Annotated in this window: 16 protein-coding genes; 3 read left to right on the top strand and 13 right to left on the bottom strand. The window is 60.0% G+C overall.

Translation table 11 applies throughout. The annotated features are described in order from the left end of the window. Positions 1–178: 178 nt before the first annotated feature. Positions 179–379 carry a hypothetical protein gene (locus WBP07_RS27000; protein WP_395398140.1) on the top strand — a complete coding sequence of 67 codons (201 nt, stop codon included), beginning with the start codon at positions 179–181 and terminating at the stop codon, positions 377–379. A gap of 55 nt (positions 380–434) precedes the next feature. On the opposite strand, the gene WBP07_RS26995 is transcribed toward WBP07_RS27000, so the two are convergent. The 6 genes from WBP07_RS26995 to WBP07_RS26970 form a co-directional block, all read right to left on the bottom strand. Next, positions 435–1649, bottom strand: coding sequence for an aromatic ring-hydroxylating dioxygenase subunit alpha (locus WBP07_RS26995; protein WP_395335293.1), 1215 nt, complete (start codon positions 1647–1649; stop codon positions 435–437). A gap of 102 nt (positions 1650–1751) precedes the next feature. Next, positions 1752–2132 carry a VOC family protein gene (locus WBP07_RS26990; RefSeq protein ID WP_133085015.1) on the bottom strand — a complete coding sequence of 127 codons (381 nt, stop codon included), beginning with the start codon at positions 2130–2132 and terminating at the stop codon, positions 1752–1754. A 127-nt stretch (positions 2133–2259) separates the two neighbouring features. Beyond that, positions 2260–2643, bottom strand: a complete 384-nt coding sequence (locus tag WBP07_RS26985) for a nuclear transport factor 2 family protein (RefSeq protein ID WP_395335297.1) — start codon at positions 2641–2643, stop codon at positions 2260–2262. An 86-nt stretch (positions 2644–2729) separates the two neighbouring features. Beyond that, positions 2730–3788 (bottom strand): hypothetical protein, encoded by a 1059-nt coding sequence (locus tag WBP07_RS26980; RefSeq protein WP_395335299.1) that lies wholly within the window; start codon positions 3786–3788, stop codon positions 2730–2732. After that, positions 3781–4803, bottom strand: coding sequence for an LLM class flavin-dependent oxidoreductase (locus WBP07_RS26975; protein WP_395335301.1), 1023 nt, complete (start codon positions 4801–4803; stop codon positions 3781–3783). The genes WBP07_RS26980 and WBP07_RS26975 overlap by 8 nt, the downstream gene beginning before the upstream one ends. 11 nt (positions 4804–4814) lie before the next feature. Beyond that, a complete protein-coding gene (locus WBP07_RS26970) occupies positions 4815–5189 on the bottom strand; it encodes a limonene-1,2-epoxide hydrolase family protein (RefSeq protein WP_395335304.1) in 375 nt (124 codons plus the stop codon). Positions 5190–5475: 286 nt separating this feature from the next. Here WBP07_RS26970 and WBP07_RS26965 point away from each other — a divergent pair, with 286 nt between their 5' ends. Together WBP07_RS26965 and WBP07_RS26960 are read left to right on the top strand one after the other, a co-directional pair. Beyond that, positions 5476–6852, top strand: a complete 1377-nt coding sequence (locus tag WBP07_RS26965; RefSeq protein WP_395335306.1) for a hypothetical protein — start codon at positions 5476–5478, stop codon at positions 6850–6852. A 29-nt stretch (positions 6853–6881) separates the two neighbouring features. Continuing rightward, positions 6882–9356: an aldo/keto reductase gene (locus WBP07_RS26960; RefSeq protein WP_395398139.1), complete on the top strand. Its 2475-nt coding sequence runs from the start codon at positions 6882–6884 to the stop codon at positions 9354–9356. Positions 9357–9368: 12 nt separating this feature from the next. Here WBP07_RS26960 and WBP07_RS26955 read toward each other — a convergent pair whose 3' ends face one another. The 7 genes from WBP07_RS26955 to WBP07_RS26925 all read right to left on the bottom strand — a co-directional run bounded on the left by WBP07_RS26955 (position 9369) and on the right by WBP07_RS26925 (position 18912). Continuing rightward, a complete protein-coding gene (locus WBP07_RS26955) occupies positions 9369–11081 on the bottom strand; it encodes an amidohydrolase family protein (protein WP_395335310.1) in 1713 nt (570 codons plus the stop codon). A gap of 11 nt (positions 11082–11092) precedes the next feature. Further along, entirely contained in the window at positions 11093–12550 is a 1458-nt protein-coding gene (locus WBP07_RS26950) for an acyl-CoA reductase (RefSeq protein ID WP_395335312.1), read from the bottom strand. Positions 12551–12558: 8 nt separating this feature from the next. Then, entirely contained in the window at positions 12559–14028 is a 1470-nt protein-coding gene (locus WBP07_RS26945) for a hypothetical protein (protein ID WP_395398138.1), read from the bottom strand. A 39-nt stretch (positions 14029–14067) separates the two neighbouring features. Next, a complete protein-coding gene (locus tag WBP07_RS26940; RefSeq protein WP_395335316.1) occupies positions 14068–14976 on the bottom strand; it encodes a helix-turn-helix domain-containing protein in 909 nt (302 codons plus the stop codon). 230 nt (positions 14977–15206) lie between these two features. After that, the gene (locus WBP07_RS26935; RefSeq protein ID WP_395335319.1) at positions 15207–16136 is read right to left on the bottom strand and encodes an electron transfer flavoprotein subunit alpha/FixB family protein; all 930 of its coding nucleotides are present in this window, start codon (positions 16134–16136) and stop codon (positions 15207–15209) included. Continuing rightward, entirely contained in the window at positions 16136–16882 is a 747-nt protein-coding gene (locus tag WBP07_RS26930) for an electron transfer flavoprotein subunit beta/FixA family protein (RefSeq protein ID WP_395335321.1), read from the bottom strand. The genes WBP07_RS26935 and WBP07_RS26930 overlap by 1 nt, the downstream gene beginning before the upstream one ends. A 5-nt stretch (positions 16883–16887) precedes the next feature. Further along, the gene (locus WBP07_RS26925) at positions 16888–18912 is read right to left on the bottom strand and encodes a biotin carboxylase N-terminal domain-containing protein (protein WP_395335323.1); all 2025 of its coding nucleotides are present in this window, start codon (positions 18910–18912) and stop codon (positions 16888–16890) included. Positions 18913–18976 lie beyond the last annotated feature (64 nt).

Genomic DNA, 18976 nt, shown 5'->3' with positions numbered 1-18976 from the left:
AGCTCCCGAAAGTATTCTTCAGCCTCATGTCTGTCGAGCCTGGATAGTAGCATTGCCAGAAGGTGGCGCGTTGCGAATTGTGCTCCCTCGAACTCGAGAGCTGCGCGTTCCAAATTGTCTACTCGTTCTTCAACTTTTGAATGCATGCAAATCACCACATGACGCGTTTAATCGACGAATGATATTCGCGCGCGCCGCATCCATCTTCATGAGCCAGTGCGGCGGAGCTATTCCCCGAGGAGAATTTGACCGCTCCGCCGATGCGCTTGTATTGCCGCAAACAACTGGATTCATTTTTCCAAAACTGCTCATCAAATTTTCGGCGGAAACCAAGTATATCGCATCAGCCACGCCGTCATGCCGCCCATGGACGATATGACGGCGCAACTGATAGGTTCACCGCGACGATCGCGCAGCTTGTCGGCTTGCCCGGCTCATTCGCTATGGGGCGTGGAATAGGAGCCCAATCGCGGCTGCACCTGAAGGTCCCGCGGTACACGATCCGGACCAATCTGGCGGTCGATTTCCTCTTCGAACCAATAGAGGGCGCGCTCCTGATAACCCGTAACGATAGAAGACAATGCGCCGTTGCGCAGCGATTGCTGTATGCTGGAGAATAGGCAAAGGTCCTCTGACAGGATGTGTTCGGTGGCCTTTCGCATTTCGCCCCAATATTCCCTGTCGGCATCGTCATCCGTTGCCCATCCCATCTGGCGCACTTCCATGATCGACTTGTTCGGCCCGGCCGGCCAGAAGCATTGCAGATTGAAACCTACGGGATCGAGCGAGAAGAACGTGTTCGGAAAAGTGGGCAATGCGACCGTGTTCTCGAGAAAGACGTCGGCAATATCGTCAGGCTGCACAGGCGGCTTTTCGAAGAGCGAAACGCCGCCTTTCTTGCGCGTGCCAAAACGCATATGGCCACCGTCGTAAAGAGCTATCACGAAACTGCGGGAATCGAGGTGCGGTGCAAGCGTCTTTGGATGAACAGTATTGACGTGATAGATTTCGAGGAAATTGTGATAGGCGATTTTCCAGTTGCAATCCATTTCGACCGTGAACCGGTCCTTCACAACCATGCGTTCGAGGGGATATCCTTCGGTCAAGGCAACAAATTCGCCAAGAAATTCGCGCAAAGGACCCGCCGCGTCATCAAAATTGATAAAGATGAAGCCGCGATAAGTTTCGCAGCGCACTTCTGCCAATCCGTGGTCCGACTTTTCGAAACAGGCAAAATCGTGTTGGCTGGGCACCGCTTTCAAGGCACCGTCCAGCGCGTAACTCCAGGAGTGGTAAGGACAGACGAACCGCGAGGCCCGTCCTTCCTCCTCAAGCAGGAGGGGCGAACCGCGGTGCCGGCAGGTGTTGTGGAATGCGCGAATCCGGTCGTCCTTTCCGCGGGAAAGGATCACGGATCGATCGAGGTGCTGAAAGAGTCGGTAAGAACCGGGCTCTGGCAGCTCCGAAGCTATGCCGGCGAGCAACCACGCACGATCCCACAGCCCTTCTTTCTCGAGGGCCGCAAACCGGGGATCGGTGTAGCGTCCAGCCGGAATGGGCGGCAAGGCAGGAAAGTCGCTCGGGTGTTCGGTCCGGGCCAACTGATCGTCCATCGTCCGCTTGAGCAATTGCAATGCAGCTTCATGCATGGGCTGTCCTCCTGGGTATTCTCGTCTCCCGATGTGGGCAGGATGGCGGGGAGGTGCGAAAGCGAACCTGCAATCCGATAGGGTTCAGTGGCGGAAATCCGATCAGCACGGATCGAAGCAATAGGCGCAGATCTTGTTACCGTCGGGATCGAGCAAATAGGCGCCATAGGCGTGGGGGACCGCATTCCGCTGTCCCGGCCCCCCTGCATCGGTTCCGCCCGCCGCCAACCCGGCCGCATGAAACTGGTCGACCGCAAGCCTGCTGGGCGCCTTGAATCCCAAGGTCGCACCATTTGACGAAGTCGCGCGGCCTTCCAGGGGATGCAGAATGAGCAATTCCGGAACAGTGCGCCCATAGCAGAGACCTTGTTCCTGAAACGGCCCCAAATTGGCAATACCGAGCGGCAGCAGCGCAGCATCATAGAAGCAGGCTGCCCGCCCCAAGTCATTGGTGCCGAGGCACGCGTGGGTAAAAATGCCCATTTTCTTTCCCAAAAAGCACCTCAAGCAGGCGCTCTCGAATTACCGTCCGATGCAGTTGGCGAGGCCGCTTGGGGGCATCAGGCCATCCCAAATACACTCTAGCTTGAGCAGCGAAATATTGACGCGCTCAAGCGCCGGACGAAAAAGCCTCAGCCACCGCGCGCGTATCCATGTACTCCTTGCCCGAAACGATCTGACCATCTCGGATGATCAGAAGGTTATGGTACTCGTTGCGATAGACCCGGTCGGGAAAAACCATCTCGCCGCTCACTTCCACGGCAACTCGCTCACCTTCAGCGGTGATTCCAACAACGTTCGCCGTGCGCCGCTCAGCCGACAGCAATCCGCCCTTCACGCTGGCGATGAAATCCGCCCGTGTCATGTCGCCATGGCCCAATATCCACCATTGGCAATCGGGGTGCTGCAAAGCCTCGATTGTCTCGAGATCCCCTTCCTCCACAGCCCGCATATAACGCCGTACAATTGCCTTATTTTTCTCGATATCGCTCACCGCTTTTCTCCGCTGCCTTCACCAAGGTGCCGTTCGGAAATCTACACGTTCCGATATGACTTTCGTTGATCGTCCATTCCGCGTGGCTAGCTCCCTTTTCGGATCGACAGGAGCGCGAGATAGGAAACACTCTGCTGCGGATCAGCGGCCAGACGCGTGGCAAGCCTTGTTCTTAATTCTTCCATCAGGCGTTCCGGATCTCTGTTGCGGCCTATCTGGGCCAGGAAATTGGGGCCGTTCGCCGCGCACATCATCGACGCCCACTGAAAGCCGAATGCCTCCGCGTCCCCGGTTTCGCGGTAGGCATCCCAGAATGGATCTGGCGAGCGGACGCAAGACACGTGAACTACCGAGAGGTCAGGAAGGAGCCCTTGCTCGAACGGCGCCTTCAATTGCTCCAGGGAACGTCCCGCCGATGGAGAGGTCGCCATGAATGTATCGTCGTCATCGAGCAGGCCCTCGCGCCTCAAGTCGAGGAGCGTTGCCCAGAAGTGGCCAGCCATCCATTCGAAGCCATGTCGGTCGCCGCCACGCCCCATGAACTGGCACACCAGACGCCCTCCGACCCTCAATTCCCGCGACCGGGCCCGCAGGAAATTGAGTAAATCCTGGGCAAGCACGTCATCGACAGCTTCGCGCGCGAGCACGCTGCTGCTGTATACGGCCCAGCCGTGATCGGCGACATTGACGGGGTTGTGACTGAGCCAATGCAAGGCGTTGGACGACCACCCCAAGTCCACGCTGTCGGAGGGTAGAATCTGTTCGAAATAGGACCGGCCCACCGCCATCGGGAATACATCGCGCCGGCCCGCAAGGTAGCTGTCCGATTCGGTCGCAAGGAGCCCAAACAATGACGTGTAATCGTTGGATGGGAGATCGGTATGAATGATCTCCAGTGCTCGTTGGCCGTTGTGATCCCTCACAAGGTCAATGGCTGTGCCCATAGGAAGCAGCGAATTGCGCCCTTGCGAGGCGCCGTAGTCCACAATCCGAACCAAGCCTTGGGAATTCGCAGCGATAGTTCCCACTGCCTCCTCCCAGAGAGGAAGCGCCGAATGAAGATTGGCATGCTGCAAACCGGAATGCCGGTTGTAAGCACCTGCTCCTGCCATCGAGGCGATCGGTTGGCGCACTGGATCAGCCATAGAAAGCCTCCGCCAGCCGCACGCTGTATGTCCTGCTCTTTTCGGGCGAGAGGCCATAATGCGGAATTACGGGCGTAATCGCGTCTGCCGCCGCTGCGCGCCTAGCCACGCCGGCGCGCACCTCGTCTACATCGCCTACAACCGCGATGCTCTCCACCATCTCGTCCGGGCATGCGGCAGTCATCGCCGCTAGATCGCCTCGAGCAAATGCCGCCTGGATAGCGGAGGCTTCCTTGCCGAAGCCGATCTCCTCGAAATAGCGCAGATATTGCGGGGACTGGCTGTAATAGGCCACGGTCGCCCGGCAATCTTCGATGGCCTCTTTGCGATCCGGATCAATCGCCGTGAAGATCGAAAGGTTGAGCGAAAAATCTCCGCGCTCTCGTCCCGATTTGTCTAGCCCTGCCCGGATATTCGGAATGACCTCGCGTTCGATCCAGGCCTCGTTCCACAGAGGGTGGCCCAGCAGTCCATCGGCAATCTCGGCAGCCTGAAGGCAAGCCTTCTGAAATACTGCAGGAAGATAGATCGGAATCTCATTTCGCACCGGCGGCTGCAACAGGCGAAAGTGCGAAAGGTCTAGACTGTGGTAATCGCCCTTGAGCTGCGACAGTTCGCCGGTGTGGCCGAGAGCCACAATCTTGCGGATCATGCCCACAACTTCGCGCATGTGTGCAAGCGGCTTTCCATAGGTCGACCCGAACGATCCTTCCGTCTGGCTTTGCGCGCTGGAGCCAAGTCCCAGCACGACACGGCCGCCACTGATCAGATCGAGATCAACCGCGCTGCAAGCGGTCTCAAGCGGGCTGCGCACGAATGCCAAGGCGATGCCCGTCCCGAGTTTGAGTTTCTGCGTGGCAGGCGCGGCGGCCGCGAGGGTCGAAAACGGCGCCCCAAACATTTGGGGTGCCCAAACTCCCTCTACTCCGGCGGCTTCGTAGCTCCGCACCGCCGCGACCAGCTCCTCACCAGGCATTGGCGCGATTTGCGCCCAAACAGCTTTTCCTTTTGCCATGCTATCGCCTTTCAGAAGCCCTTGGTGTCGAAATAGTCGCGCCACGCCGTAATGTACGGGCCGTCCATCTCCAGTGCGCCCATCAGCCGCAGCGAAACGAGTTCCGCGCCGTCTGCTCCGTAAAAAATATCGCTGCGCTCCGTGAGGACGACGTTGCCATGAGCTGCGGCATGGTGAACAACGACTTCGCAGCGCTCGAAGGGAATGCGGGCCAGGAAACCCTCAACGAAGGCCATCGCTTCTTCGATTCCGACTGTCGTCGCCACGCCAACATTTTCCCAGCGCGTTACGGACGTGAATCGCTTCCTCATTGCCGAGATCATGTCTTGCGCGGTGCCGCCGCTTTCATCGAAAAATGCCAGCACTTCCTGCAACGGCCCCGCCATATTCGCCTCCCCGATCTGCAATCGGGGCACCATGGGGACTGATGGCAGGCAATGCCCCTGCCGAAAGATAGCCAGCCCGAGTTAGGGCCGGCGCCCTGGCCTCATCGCCTTGGGAAGATCGGAATCCGTCGTGCCTGGCATTGGCCGTTCGTTGCCCCCCAATCATTTGCCGCAACATGACGTCGCTTCGGCGACACTATGTCCTCGTGTTGAAAGTCATAGTTGCAGCATGCTGCACAGCTCTTCCTATAGTGCTGCGGCACAAGCGAACGGGAGTGCCGCAACCATGAGCGCCGTCGACGAACTGATCGCACTTGCACGATCAGCAGACCCATTCCGCAACGCCCCGGAACAGTTGGCCGAACTGCAGCTCGAAGCCGCACGAGAACGTTTTTCCGAGCGGCGCGGACAGATTGGTGTGCTGAACAAGCGCGCCAGAGAGGCAGGGATCGAAAGCATAGACGGGCTGTCCGATCTTGTGCCCCTTCTCTTCGCTCACACAAACTACAAAAGCTATCCGGAAGCCTTTGTCGACAACGGGCAATGGGCTCACATGAACCTATGGCTTGGCACCCTCGCAACCTATCCCACAGACAACATCGACGTGTCGGACGTGCGCGACATCGATGAGTGGTTGGACCGCGCACGTTTGGCCGGCCACCACGTATTTGCCTCGAGCGGAACATCTGGAAAATCCTCATTTCTGGATCAGTCGGACCAGGACCGGGACATCAGCGTCACGGCCTGTCTGCATGCCGCTGACCTGTCCACGCCCAGCTACGTCGCCGATCACTCGCGCTCGGTCTTCACGATGATGCCGGAGCGCGGCACCCATAAGATGATCGATTTCTGCAACCGCCACTTTCCTCGCTGGGCAGCGCCCGGCGAACTGCACCGATTGAGCGAGGATCCGATCCGTGCGTTCGATGCTATGAGGCCTGCGCAATTGAGGCGTTTGTTGGCAGCAGGCAAGATCGGCCCAGGCGAGATCGCAGCCTACGAAGCCGAACTTGAGGTCCGCCGCATCAAGCGTGCAGCCGAGTTCGAGACCTGGATCGACTTGTTGGAAGACCGCCGGCACAGTCCCCTTTACATCGGCGTAATGTACGGCGTTGCCTGGCAGATCGTAGAAACGCTGCGAAAGCGCGGGATAAAGAACGGAGATTTCCACCCCGACACTCTGATGAGCTTCGGGGGAGGCACGAAGGGCGCTGCGGTCCCAGCAGACTACCGGGAACAAATCCAGCAATTCTTCGGCGTCACGCCCGACCGGATTACCAGTTCTTATGCAATGGTGGAGATGAGCGGCTTCTGCGCCAAGATCCAGCCGACCGAGTCTTATGCGGTACCCCCGTGGATCGTCCCCTTGGTTCTCGACAAGTCCGGCGAACATCTGCTCGGCACGACCGGTGACATGGGCCTCGTCGAGGGGCGTATGGCATTTTTCGACATCCTCGCCGATGCGCGTTGGGGCGGCGTGATTTCCGGCGACAAGGTGCAGGTGGAGTTCGGATCGGGCCTTGAAGGGGTTAAGACACCGGTGATCCACGCGGTAGCTCGTTATGCCGATCTCGAAGAGGGCGAGGACAAACTCAGCTGCGCGGGATCCATCGACTCCTACGTCCGCGGGTCGATCTCGTCTCCCCCGACTTTCGCGGCTTGAACGAGGAAACAGTCATGCGACCGGAAAGCATGTCCAACGAGCCGAGGCTGCTGATAGCGCACGTCATAAAGGGAGAAGTACAGCTCGACGCTGCAGTCGAGCATCGCTCCCGAGCGAGCGCGAGCCCGGTGATGAGCCCTGCACTGGATCTCGACGCGCTGATTTGGCCCAGACGCGACCCCGGACCTGCGTTCGAAACGCCGCTGGCGGAAATCGTCGATTTCCTCGTCGAGGTCGGCAAGGCACTCGATTTCGATAAAAATGCCCATCTACAGGAAGCGGCAGCCCTCAATCTTCACTGCAATAGTCTTGGCGCGCGGATTCTGGAAAACTGCTACAGGGACATCGGTTGGTTCTTCACGCGCGAGGCCGTCGAAGCCGAGGCGGAGCAATCTCTCGGTTGGCTCGGCGCGAATGACGGCTGGATTAGACGTGATATCCAGGGCCAAGCCTTCGACATCCGGGCGTTTCCGCCGCGCATGGTCCATATTCTTGCCGGAAATGCCCCCATCGTGCCGCCAGTGACGATCGTGCGCGGGGCTATCAGCAAGGGCGTTCATTTGCTGAAGATGCCCTCGAACGACATGTTCACTGCCACGGCACTTCTGCGCACGATGGCTGATGTCGGGCCCAATCACCCGGTGACACGCTCGTTCTCGGCGGCCTATTGGCGCGGCGGCGATACCGCGATCGAGGAACACATCTTCAGATCCCAGTATTTCGACAAGCTGGCAGTGTGGGGAGGCGAAGCGGCCGTTCGCCATGCAATGAAATATGCAGCTGCCGGTTTCGAGATCGTATCCTTCGACCCCAAGATCTCGATTTCGCTGATCGGCAAGGAGGCTTTCGCAGGATTGCCTATAGCCGAGATCGCCCGGCGCAGCGCGGCCGATATCATCGCTTTCAATCAGGACGCATGTAGCTGCGCTCGCTTCCAGTTCGTCGAGGGATCCTTACCGCAAGTTGATGCCTATTGTGAGGCTCTCGTAGCCGAGATGGGCAAGGATGTTCGGTATGGGAATGGACAAGGCGGACCACGTCCTCCCGAGGCATTGTTGGACGAACTCGATATGCTCGGCAATCTCGAGCCGATTTACCGTGTGTTCGGACAACCCGACGGCACCGGAATGGTTGTTCGATCAAGCGATCCGGTCGCATTCAATCCCGGTGGCAAGCTTGTCAACGTGGTCGCCGTCTCCAGCCTAGCGGAGGCGATTGCCCATGTCTCCGTGGCCACCCAGTCGGTCGGCGTCTATCCGCCCGGCCGCATCACGCAGTTGCGCGACGGGCTGTCGTCGGCCGGCGCGCAACGCATCGTCGGCCTTGGCAACATCAATAGCGGAAAGTTCGGCGGCCTGCCGCACGACGGGGGATGGCCCGTCCATCGCATGATGCATTGGGTCGTGACCGAAGCAGAGAGAGCCAACACAGCCATGAACCGCACGCATACAGGACCGCTTTCGCTCGATACCTACCGGCTGCTTGGCCGTTCGGGCTTACGAGTTTCGCCTTTGGCTCTGGGTACAATGACATTCGGCGAGGAATGGGGCGCTGGCGAAGAGGAATCCCGACGCATTTTCGATGCCTACGTCGATCAGGGCGGCAATTTCATCGACACTGCAGGATATTACGCAGGCGGCGTTTCGGAAGATTTGACGGGCAAATTCGCCGAGGCAAAGCGCGACAGACTGGTTCTCTCCACCAAATACTCCCTGACGCGATCGGTTGGAGATCCCAATGCTGCCGGAAACAGCCGGCGCAACATGATGCAGACCGTTGAGACGAGCCTGCGCCGGCTTCGCACCGATCGCATCGATCTGCTATTTCTCCATGTCTGGGACGATAGCACCCCCGCAGACGAAATCATGCGCGCCTTTGATGACTTGGTGACCCAGGGCAAGGTTCTTTATCTGGGTCTGTCCGATACGCCCGCCTGGCAGATGGCGCGATTGCAGACGATGGCCGACCTGCGCGGCTGGACCCAGTTCGCAGCGTTGCAAGCCGAATACAATCTTGTGGAGCGTACCGCCGAGCGGGATCTCATTCCTGCTGCAAAAGCACTCGGCATTGGCGTGATGCCGTGGTCTCCTCTTGCCAGCGGCTTGCTGTCCGGCAAATACGCGGCCCGGAGCAACGGAGAGGGTCAGGACACTGGAGGACGCGGCGCCATGTTGGCCGCTGCGGGCAAGCTGGACGCTCGTACGTTGGCCATTGCTGACGCCGTTCAGGCAGTCGCCGACGACGTCGGCGCTACTTCGGCACAAGCGGCCATCGCTTGGACTTTGGCGAACCCGGCCGTAGTCTCGCCGTTGCTGGGTGCACGAACGATGCGGCAATATGAGGACAATGTAGCCGCTCTCGGCGTTTCGCTGGATCTGCACCATCTCGATCGATTGGAAGCGGCCAGTTTCACTCCGAAAGGCTTCCCGCACGAATTCCTGGCAACGGACTTCATTCGCCACGGATTGACCGCCGGCACCAAAGTGCGACCCCGAGCAAGCTGATGGAGTGCTGGCTCAGGTTGCCCGGATTAGCCGTCCGGGGCGTGCGCCGGTATCGACGCCATCCCGACGAGTGATGACGCCGCTAACCATCGTCGCACGATATCCGGACGCATGTTGCGCCAAGCGGCGACCGCCTCCCGGCAAATCATGAACGACGTACGGGGCGTGAAGCCTGAGGGCTGCATGGTCGATCAGGTTGATGTCGGCCTTCAGCCCTTGTGCCAGCCGCCCCCTGTCGTGCAGACCGAGAAAGGCGGCATTATCAGCGCTAAGCGCCTTGACAGCAGCCGCGACGGAAAGTCGCTCACCGGCGCGGTCGCGTGCCCAGTAGGCGAGCATTGTCGTTGGATAACTGGCATCGCAAATAATACCGTAGTGCGCTCCTCCATCTCCCAGGCCGATTATGCTGCAAGGATCCTTCATCATGGCGAGCACCGGATCGAGAGAGCACTGCGCATAGTTTGAGAAAGGCATCAGGATTAAGGATTTCCCTTCCTGTTCCAGCATCAGTTCGTAGGCGAGTTCGGCCGGTTCGATTCCACGTCGTTTTGCAAGAGATGCAATGCTGGAATCGGGCGACGGCTCGTAGTCCGGTTCATCACCGAGCGGAAAGAGATTATCCCATGTTCGCAGCAGTGCGTGGAGCGGCGTAGGCGTTTCATCGGGCTCTTCCGCCACAAGTCGTTCGCGAAAGCGTGAATCGCGCATGAGCCTTACTTTTTCAGGTAATGGCAGATCCTCGAGCGCCCGATAGGTCCGGCAATAACTGAAGGCGTTTGCCGAAGTGGAAAGGCCGCACAATGCTCCCATGAGCCGGGGAAAGACCTGAGCCAGGATCGGTGCCGCTCCGCTACGGTTATGTTCCAGCAGCGCGTCCATCGTCTGCCGCCAGCCATCGGGATTTCCGGCCCACTGGGCCAGCGAATACGTCACTGGCCTGCCGGAAGCGCAAGCCATTCGCTTCATCAGATCGATGTCGCCCGACCAGTCTGCAGTGTCGAGGTTAGGGATCATTTGAATGACCCCTCGTCCACTCTCTCCCACAGCCCGGGCGAGTGCTTCCAACTCTTCGCACGCGGCCTGGAAGGAGGGAATGAAGGCTCCGTCCCCGCGACGATGGACGAGCGAGCGCGAGGTTGCAAACCCCAGTGCGCCGGCATCCATGGCCTCGCTGACAAGCTCGGAGAGACGGACGATATCCGCAGGCGTCGCCGCTTCTCGGTCCAGGCCGCGCTGGCCCATCGCATAGACGCGCAAGGGAGAGTGGGGAATGTATGCGCCGACGTCTACGTCCCACCCACAGTTGCCTAGCGCTTCAAGATACTCCGGAAAAGTCTCCCAGTTCCACGGCAAACCCGTGGCCATGACAGCCTCGGGGATATCCTCAACACCCTCCATGACATTGACGAGTGCTTCTCGGTCGCCCGCGCGGCATGGCGCAAAGCCAACCCCGCAATTGCCTATGACTACACTTGTGACGCCGTGTTCGGCGGACGGCACCAAACTGTCCGACCAAGTCACTTGGCCATCGTAGTGCGTATGGATGTCAATGAAGCCCGGCGTCACGAGGAGACCATTGGCATCGATCTCTTCTCGGGCTCGCTCCAGGTTCGCCCCGATGGCAGATATGCGGCCGTCGAGGACAGCAATATCTGCCACGAATGGATTCCCGCCGGTCCCGTCGACGATCGTGCCGCCTCGGATGATCAAATCTGCGTCGGGCATGGCTCAATCCTTCAATCCGCCAACGAGGCCAAGAGTTCACCCGGTGCATGTTCCTCGGTCACCCACTTCACCATCCGGCGGACCGGCTCGATCGCATCCTGCCGCTCCATGTTATGCTGCATGGTCGCAGCGCCCCCCAACGACACGATCCGTTGAACTCCCTGATAAGCCAAGCGATCGCGCAGCGCCTCTTTGAGACTTTCCGGGAAAATCCCAATCGTCTGAGTGTAGGCGTTCACGGAATTGATCGCAGTATCCGTGGTATCGACCGGGACGATATTGCCCACGCGGCATGCCAGTGTCCGAGAGAAATCAACTGGGTAGTCATCCTGGCTGACGATCACCGCGCCTTCATTAGATCGCCCGCCGAAAACCCGGTACTCTTCATCGTTAAGGCGAACGCCATCAATTTCCGACTTGAGTGCTGTGTCGAATGCCTTGTGAGGCGTACTGAGATGATCGGGCAATCGCTGGAGAGCCTCGAAGGTGAGTTCGCCCAGGCGGTTGGCGTTGCGCAGTCCGACATCATCTGTCCCGCTTTCGACGTAGATGACGCGCGCCGAAACGCAGCCCTCCTGGTTCTGTGCGCCAATATCCAGAGCGAGGCGACGCGCCACCTGTTTCATGGTTGCGTCGTCGGCAAAGGCTTCCCTTCCGATGATCGTTCCGGAGAGCTTGGGGTCCTGCGTTATGAGATCGATGCCTGGCTGGAGGTAGCGCGTGATGTGCTTCACTGAATCGAAACCGCCCCAGGCAACGATTTTCTCGATGCCCCGCGGATCATAGATCACCGGTTCAACCAGCTCATCGCCGCCTTTCCAATAGGCGACGGATATGTGTCTGGACAATGGATGCTCCGGCGCCATCTCGGCCATAGTCCGGACGATCGCCGCTGCCGTCAGCGGATCGTTCGACGGCAACTTTATAATCGCATCAGATCGCGTCAACGCGTTGCGGATTACTGTCAATATCGACACGATAGGTGCATTGCCGGCTATGACATGGACAGCTCGTGCCCCGAAAGCGCGCGTGCGCGCGGAAAGGCCAGGGAAAATGCTCGGTCCTTGGTCAACCCAGCCTTCCAGATAATCGACGCCGCACGAACGCTCCATCATTCGTCGCATCTCCCCGCGATCAAACGTCGCGCCCATATGCTGGAAGTGGCGGCGCAGGATGCTTTCGGACAGTCCAGACGTCAGGCAGGACAGACGAAATGCCTGCTGAAGATGGCGGTTCCGTCCGATGTCCAATCGTTCACCCAGCGCGACCAGGAAATCGAGGATTTCTTCGAACCGCAGCGAATAGAGATCGGCCATCGCCGACGGCGTGCGTAGCGGCAAGTCCGCTACGTATTTTGCCAAATCCGGGGCACGAAAGGATACGCCTCCCCGGCGTCCACCATAGAGGACATCACCATCATCGATGATTTGCCCTCGGATAATGAGAGGAACGCGGAAGTCATCGTTCATCAGCTTTCTCACATCGATAGTTCGGCAAGGAATTCCAGCGCCCTGTCATGAGCTTCGGGTGCGCCGGCGCAGACTACGCGGTCATCGCCGCCCTCCTTCTCGCTGTAACGGCGAACCGGCGGGATGATGTGCACCCCAGTACGGCCGCAGGAACAGGGCGTCTGCCAGCCTGAGAGCGTGATTTCGTCGCCCGTGACAAGCCCCGCCCAATAGGTATTGGGCATCAGGTCAAACGAAGCGTATCGTCCGGTCTGGCCATCCTTGCGCGGCAGGGGCTTACCCGTGGCCGGATCGAGCAGAAACGGGATTTGGATCGGTGGGATGTGATAGTGGCCCTGCTCGCACATCATGCACAGCCCCATCAATTCCGAGGTGGCATACATTTCGTAGATCGTGTCGAATCCAAGGAATTCGAGCACGCGCTCGCGCCAATTGTCCGGAAGCTCCTTGCCCTTGTTTCCCCCTCCGGTCAGCAACACGCTGCCTTTACCGAAAACGTTCGTGAGACCACGTTTCAGCCCCTCTTCCGCCCAATCGTAAAGGATTGCCCACATAGCCGTGGCATAGACATCCTTGCCGCCGAAACGACGCTGCGCCTCGGCAAAGAAATGTTTGAGGTCTTCCGGTCTTCGGCGTTCGAGCTCGAGCAGAGCCTCCCGGCGTTCCGCCAGCGCAGGAGAAATAGCGAGGGCACCAGCCTCGCCCCTCGCCTCAGCGGCCCTCAGCCGCCCACCGAGCGAAGCAATATCCGCGCTGAAGCGGGATTCTGGATAGAGAAAAAGGGCATTTTCCTCACCCTTGGCATAGAGTTCGATTTGGATGCCATTCCCTCGCTGCGTCGCAGCCGCCCCGTAGCGATAGCCCGGGATGATGATCGGCATTCCGTCCTTCAGGATGTCCGGGCCGCGCTCCGGCCACCAATCGCGGATGATTATCGCGGAGTGGATAATGGTCTCTCGCCACTGCGCCTTGCTGCGCGGTACGAAGCTTAGCTTGCCGGTGGTGCCCGAAGTATGCTGCACGGTCAGGTCGGTCGCGGCATCCAGCAGATCGATCCAGTCATCGATAGTCTCTATTCCCGACGCATCGACATGAGAGATATCGCTCGTCGTAAGGCCCGAAAGCCACTTGGTCAGCTTGTCGAAGCGGCCTCGCTCAAGATAGCTTATCGGGTAGGACTTATAGACGGTGTGTGGGAATAACAGCGGCGCCAGGTCATCGATCGTTTCGATCGTCTCGATCCCCTGTTCTCGGGCCAACCGGTCGAGAACGGAAAGACCCGGCCGGAGCTGTGCGAAGCGCTTGCGCGCGCCCGCAAGATGGAGCCTGTCAATTTCCTCCTGCTCAAGCGTAAATGCCAGATCATAGGGCGCATCATGAAAGCTTGTCGGGTCTTCGATGAGGCGGTCGAGGTACGTAGTCATGATGCGAATCCGTCCTGTTTCGATGACGAATTCTGGCTCTCCATTGGGGCTCACGACAACGAAGAACGGTGCCGCGTTCGCGCCAAACTATTGTCAGGAGGTCATGTCGAATGACGGTGTGCAACTGATTGAGCGCTCGCGATATTCGCGTGGCGTCAGGCCGGTTGCCCGCCGGAAAGCCGCCGAAAAAGCGGCCGGGCTCTGAAAACCGCAATTACCGGCGATAACCTTGATCATCATCGCATCGTCGCGAAGTTGCTCCTGAGCCCGGGCGATACGGCGCTTGGCGATATAGCCGGTTAACGTCTCTCCCGTGGTCGCGCGAAAGGTACGGATGAGATGTCTCGGACTGGTGCGAATTTCGGCGGCGAGGCAGGATACCGAGAGGTCGGTGCCCAAGTCCGCTTCGATCCTGTCTCTCACTCGCTGCAATCGCCAAACCGGCATTTGTCCGGATCCGGCATCCCGTGGAGATCCCGATTTCTGGAAATGGCGGCACAGCTCGACCACAAGGAGGAGCGCCATGCTCTCTAGCAGAATAGCCTGACCGAATCCCGGATGCCGCAATTCATTCGCCAACCGGGCTAGGCCCTGCCTTATCGACACGCTCTGAACATCGAGACAAGGAGCCAGATCAGCAAGCTGTTCATCTTCGAACAGTTCCTCGGCGCGCTCGTTAGCGAACGTCAGGCAAAGAAGGCTATGTTCGCCAGGCTCACTCCACGTCGCAAATTCGCCGCCCTTTGGGAGAAACACGACGTTTCCCGGAGGATCGGCTAATTCGTTGGCGGTCCTGAAAAATCGCGAGTTTGGGCAACGCGGGCCGAGCGAAAAATCAAGGTAGTATGAATTCGGCTCGTACAGAGCGCGACTGCCCTCATTCCAACCGAAATGGCGGATGTCCGCAAAAATGCCATTGATTTCGATTTCGCGTTCAATGCGGAAATGAGACGCCGTGTGAGGTGCGCACATCGGCAAATCGCCTCGATCCGCAATGCCCATGTTCGGCCTCCTCGTCAGCCGAATTGTTCCGCTCGTCGATGGAACCAATCCGGTCTTCGATGTCATGCGCCGAGCAGGCCCTCCTCCGACCCGCCCGGCGCCCGCGTTTCAAAGCAAGGGGCCTTGAAACGCTATAACTCTATTCCTGGTCACCTTGCGGCGAACCTCCATATACCGCAACCTTCCTTCGGATAGGGCGCCTGAGCGCCCTGACAGCGGAGGCGAACATTTCAAACGGACTTGGTCAGTTCCGGCACGGCGCTGAACAGATCCGCCACGAGGCCGACGTCGGCGACCTGGAAGATCGGGGCGTCCTCGTCCTTGTTGATGGCGATGATGGTCTTGGAGTCCTTCATGCCCGCAAGGTGCTGGATCGCGCCCGAGATGCCGACGGCGATGTAGACTTCGGGAGCCACGATCTTGCCGGTCTGGCCGACTTGATAGTCGTTCGGCACATAGCCCGCGTCCACCGCAGCGCGCGAGGCGCCGACGGCAGCGCCGAGCTTGTCGGCGAGCGGCATGATGTACTGTTCGAACGTCTCCGAATCCTTCAGCGCGCGGCCGCCCGAGACGATCACCTTGGCGCTGGTCAGTTCCGGACGTTCGGACTTCGCGAGTTCGGCACCCACGAAGCTCGAAAGGCCGGCGTCACCGGCACCTGCGACGTCTTCGATGGCAGCCGAACCGCCCTCGGCAGCGGCCTTCTCGAAGGCCGTGCCGCGCACGGTGATCACCAGCTTGGCATCGCTCGATTCGACGGTGGCGATGGCGTTGCCGGCGTAGATCGGACGGGTGAAGGTCTTCTCGCCTTCGACCGAGAGGATGTCCGACAGCTGCATCACGTCGAGCAGCGCGGCAACGCGCGGGGCGACGTTCTTGCCGGTGGTGGTGGCGGGCGCCAGGAACGCGTCGTGGTGGCCCATCAGTTCCACGATCAGCGGCGCGACGTTTTCGGCCAGCGCATGTTCGTAGGCGGCGTTGTCGGCCACGTGGACCTTGGCGACGCCGGCGATCTTCGCGGCAGCCTCGGCAGCGGCACGGCAGCCAGCGCCTGCGACCAGCAGGTGAACTTCACCCAGCTTGGCGGCAGCAGTGACGGTGTGGAGCGTTGCGTCCTTGACCGACGCGTTGTCGTGTTCGACCCAAACGAGCGTCTTCATTAGGCGACTCCCAGTTCCTTGAGCTTGGCTACCAGCGCATCGACGTCGGCAACCTTGACCCCGGCCGAGCGCACGGGCGGCTCCGAGACCTTGAGGGTCTTGAGGCGCGGAGCGATGTCGACGCCGTAATCGGCGGCGGTCTTCACATCGAGCGGCTTCTTCTTCGCCTTCATGATGTTCGGCAGCGAAGCATAGCGCGGCTCGTTGAGGCGCAGGTCGGTGGTGACGATCGCGGGCAGCGAAAGCTTCACGGTCTCCAGACCGCCATCGACTTCGCGGGTCACGGCAACGTGATCACCGTCGATCTCGACCTTGCTGGCAAACGTGCCCTGCGGGCGGCCGGTGAGGGCTGCGAGCATCTGGCCGGTCTGGTTCGAATCGTCGTCGATCGCCTGCTTGCCGAGGATCACGAGGCCCGGATTCTCTTCGGCAACGATCGCCTTGAGGATCTTGGCGACGGCCAGCGGCTCGACTTCGGCATCGGTCTCGATGAGGATCGCACGATCTGCACCCATGGCGAGTGCGGTGCGCAGCGTATCCTGCGCCTTGGCCGGGCCGACCGAGACGGCCACGATCTCTTCAGCCTTGCCCGCTTCCTTGATGCGGATAGCTTCTTCGACCGCGATCTCGTCGAACGGATTCATGCTCATCTTGACGTTGGCCAGGTCAACGCCCGTGCCGTCCGCCTTTACGCGCGGCTTCACGTTGTAATCGATCACCCGCTTAACGGGGACGAGGATCTTCATCGAACTCACTCCATTTCCAGAATGATCGCGTCCACTGCAAGGCTTTCGCCTGCCTTGGCGTTGACCGCCTTCACCACGCCCGATTTCTCGGCGCGCAGGATGTTTTCCATCTTCATCGCCTCGACAACGGCAAGCGGCTGTCCAGCCTCAACCTTGTCACCCTCGCCCACGTGGAGCGCGACGAGCAGGCCCGGCATCGGGCAGATCAGGTACTTCGAGAGATCCGGCGGGATCTTTTCGATCATGTGCTTGTTGAGCGAGGCGATGTGGCTCGGGAGGATCAGCACGTCGTGGATCGCCCCGCGCGTGGTCATCTTCAGGCCCGTGCGGGTCGGCGCGACACGGATGCCGATGGCCTCGCCGTCGATCTCGGCATCGATCAGGCGATCACCCGGCGTATATTCCATCGCGAGATCGACGGAGATGCCGTTCACCGTCACGTCCTCATCGTCGATGACGACTTCGTACGGCGCCTTGTCAACGAGGACGGTCCATTCCGACGGCGGCGCCAGACGGCGCGAAGCGAGCTGCCCGTCGACCCGGCGCGCACGGTCTGCCCGCGCGGTAGCGACGAAGGCGGCAACGGCAGCCAGCTTGCCCTTTAGTTCTTCCGACGCAGGCGCGCCGGTGAAGCCTTCGGGATATTCCTCGGCGATGAAGCCCGTGGTCAGCTCGCCCGAGCGGAAGCGCGGGTGCTGCATGATGGCCGAGACGAAATCGATGTTGTGGCCAAGGCCCTCGATCTCGAACAGGTCGAGCGCGGCAACCTGCTTGTCCGCCGCTTCGTCGCGGGTCTCGCCCCAGGTGATCAGCTTGGCGATCATCGGGTCGTAGAACATCGAGACTTCGCCGCCTTCATAGACGCCGTCATCGACACGCACGCCGTCGATCCCGCGGCGGCCGTTTGCGGAGCCGTCGTCGTCCCAGCCATCAACCGGCGGCTGATAGCGCACGAGGCGACCGGTCGAGGGCAGGAAGCCGCGATAGGGGTCTTCGGCATAGACGCGGTTTTCGATGGCCCAGCCGTCGATCTTCACGTCGGCCTGCGTCATCTCCAGCTTTTCGCCGGCGGCGACGCGGATCATCTGCTCGACCAGATCGACACCGGTGATCGCTTCGGTGACCGGGTGTTCGACCTGAAGGCGGGTGTTCATTTCCAGGAAGTAGAAGCTCTCGCCCGTCGGATCGGCGCCCGAGACGATCAGTTCCACCGTACCGGCCGAATAGTAGCCCACCGCGCGCGACAAGGCGACGCACTGCTCGCCCATGGCCTTGCGCATCTTTTCGGTGACGAAGGGCGACGGCGCTTCCTCGACCACCTTCTGGTGGCGACGCTGGATCGAGCATTCGCGCTCGTTCAGGTAGAGGATGTTGCCGTGCTTATCGCCCAGGATCTGGATCTCGATATGGCGCGGGTTGAGGATGAACTTCTCGATGAAGACGCGGTCGTCGCCGAAGGAGTTCAGGCCCTCGCGCTTCACGCTCTCGAAGCCCTCGCGCACGTCCTTTTCGTCGTAGGCAAGGCGCATGCCCTTGCCGCCGCCGCCGGCCGAGGCCTTCATCATCACCGGATAGCCGATCTCGTTCGAGATGCGCACGGCGTGCTCGGTGTCCTCGATCTCGCCGACGAAGCCGGGCACGACATTGACGCCGGCCTGCTTGGCAAGCTTCTTGGACTCGATCTTGTCACCCATCGCGGCGATAGCGCCAACGGGAGGGCCGATGAACTCGATGCCTTCTGCGGCCAGCGCCTCTGCGAAGGAGGTACGCTCGGACAGGAAGCCATAGCCCGGATGGACGGCTTCGGCGCCGGTCTGCTTGCAGGCCTGGATGATCTTATCGGCAATCAGGTACGACTGCGCGGCAGGCGCGGGGCCGATGTGGACGGCCTCATCGGCCATCTGCACGAACGGTGCGCGGGCATCGGCGTCCGAATAGACGGCCACCGTCTGAATGCCCATGCGGCGCGCGGTCTTGATCACGCGGCAGGCAATCTCGCCCCGGTTTGCGATGAGGATTTTCTTGAACATCAGATATCCGTTTTCCAGGTATTCGTACCGAATGGTTTGCGGAGATTTTCTGCAAACTCTCCTG

It is taken from the genome of Novosphingobium oxfordense (assembly GCF_044029435.1).
GTDB lineage: Bacteria > Pseudomonadota > Alphaproteobacteria > Sphingomonadales > Sphingomonadaceae > Novosphingobium.
The sequence above is the reverse complement of the archived record's forward strand: the minus strand, read 5'-3'. Positions and strand labels throughout refer to the sequence as shown.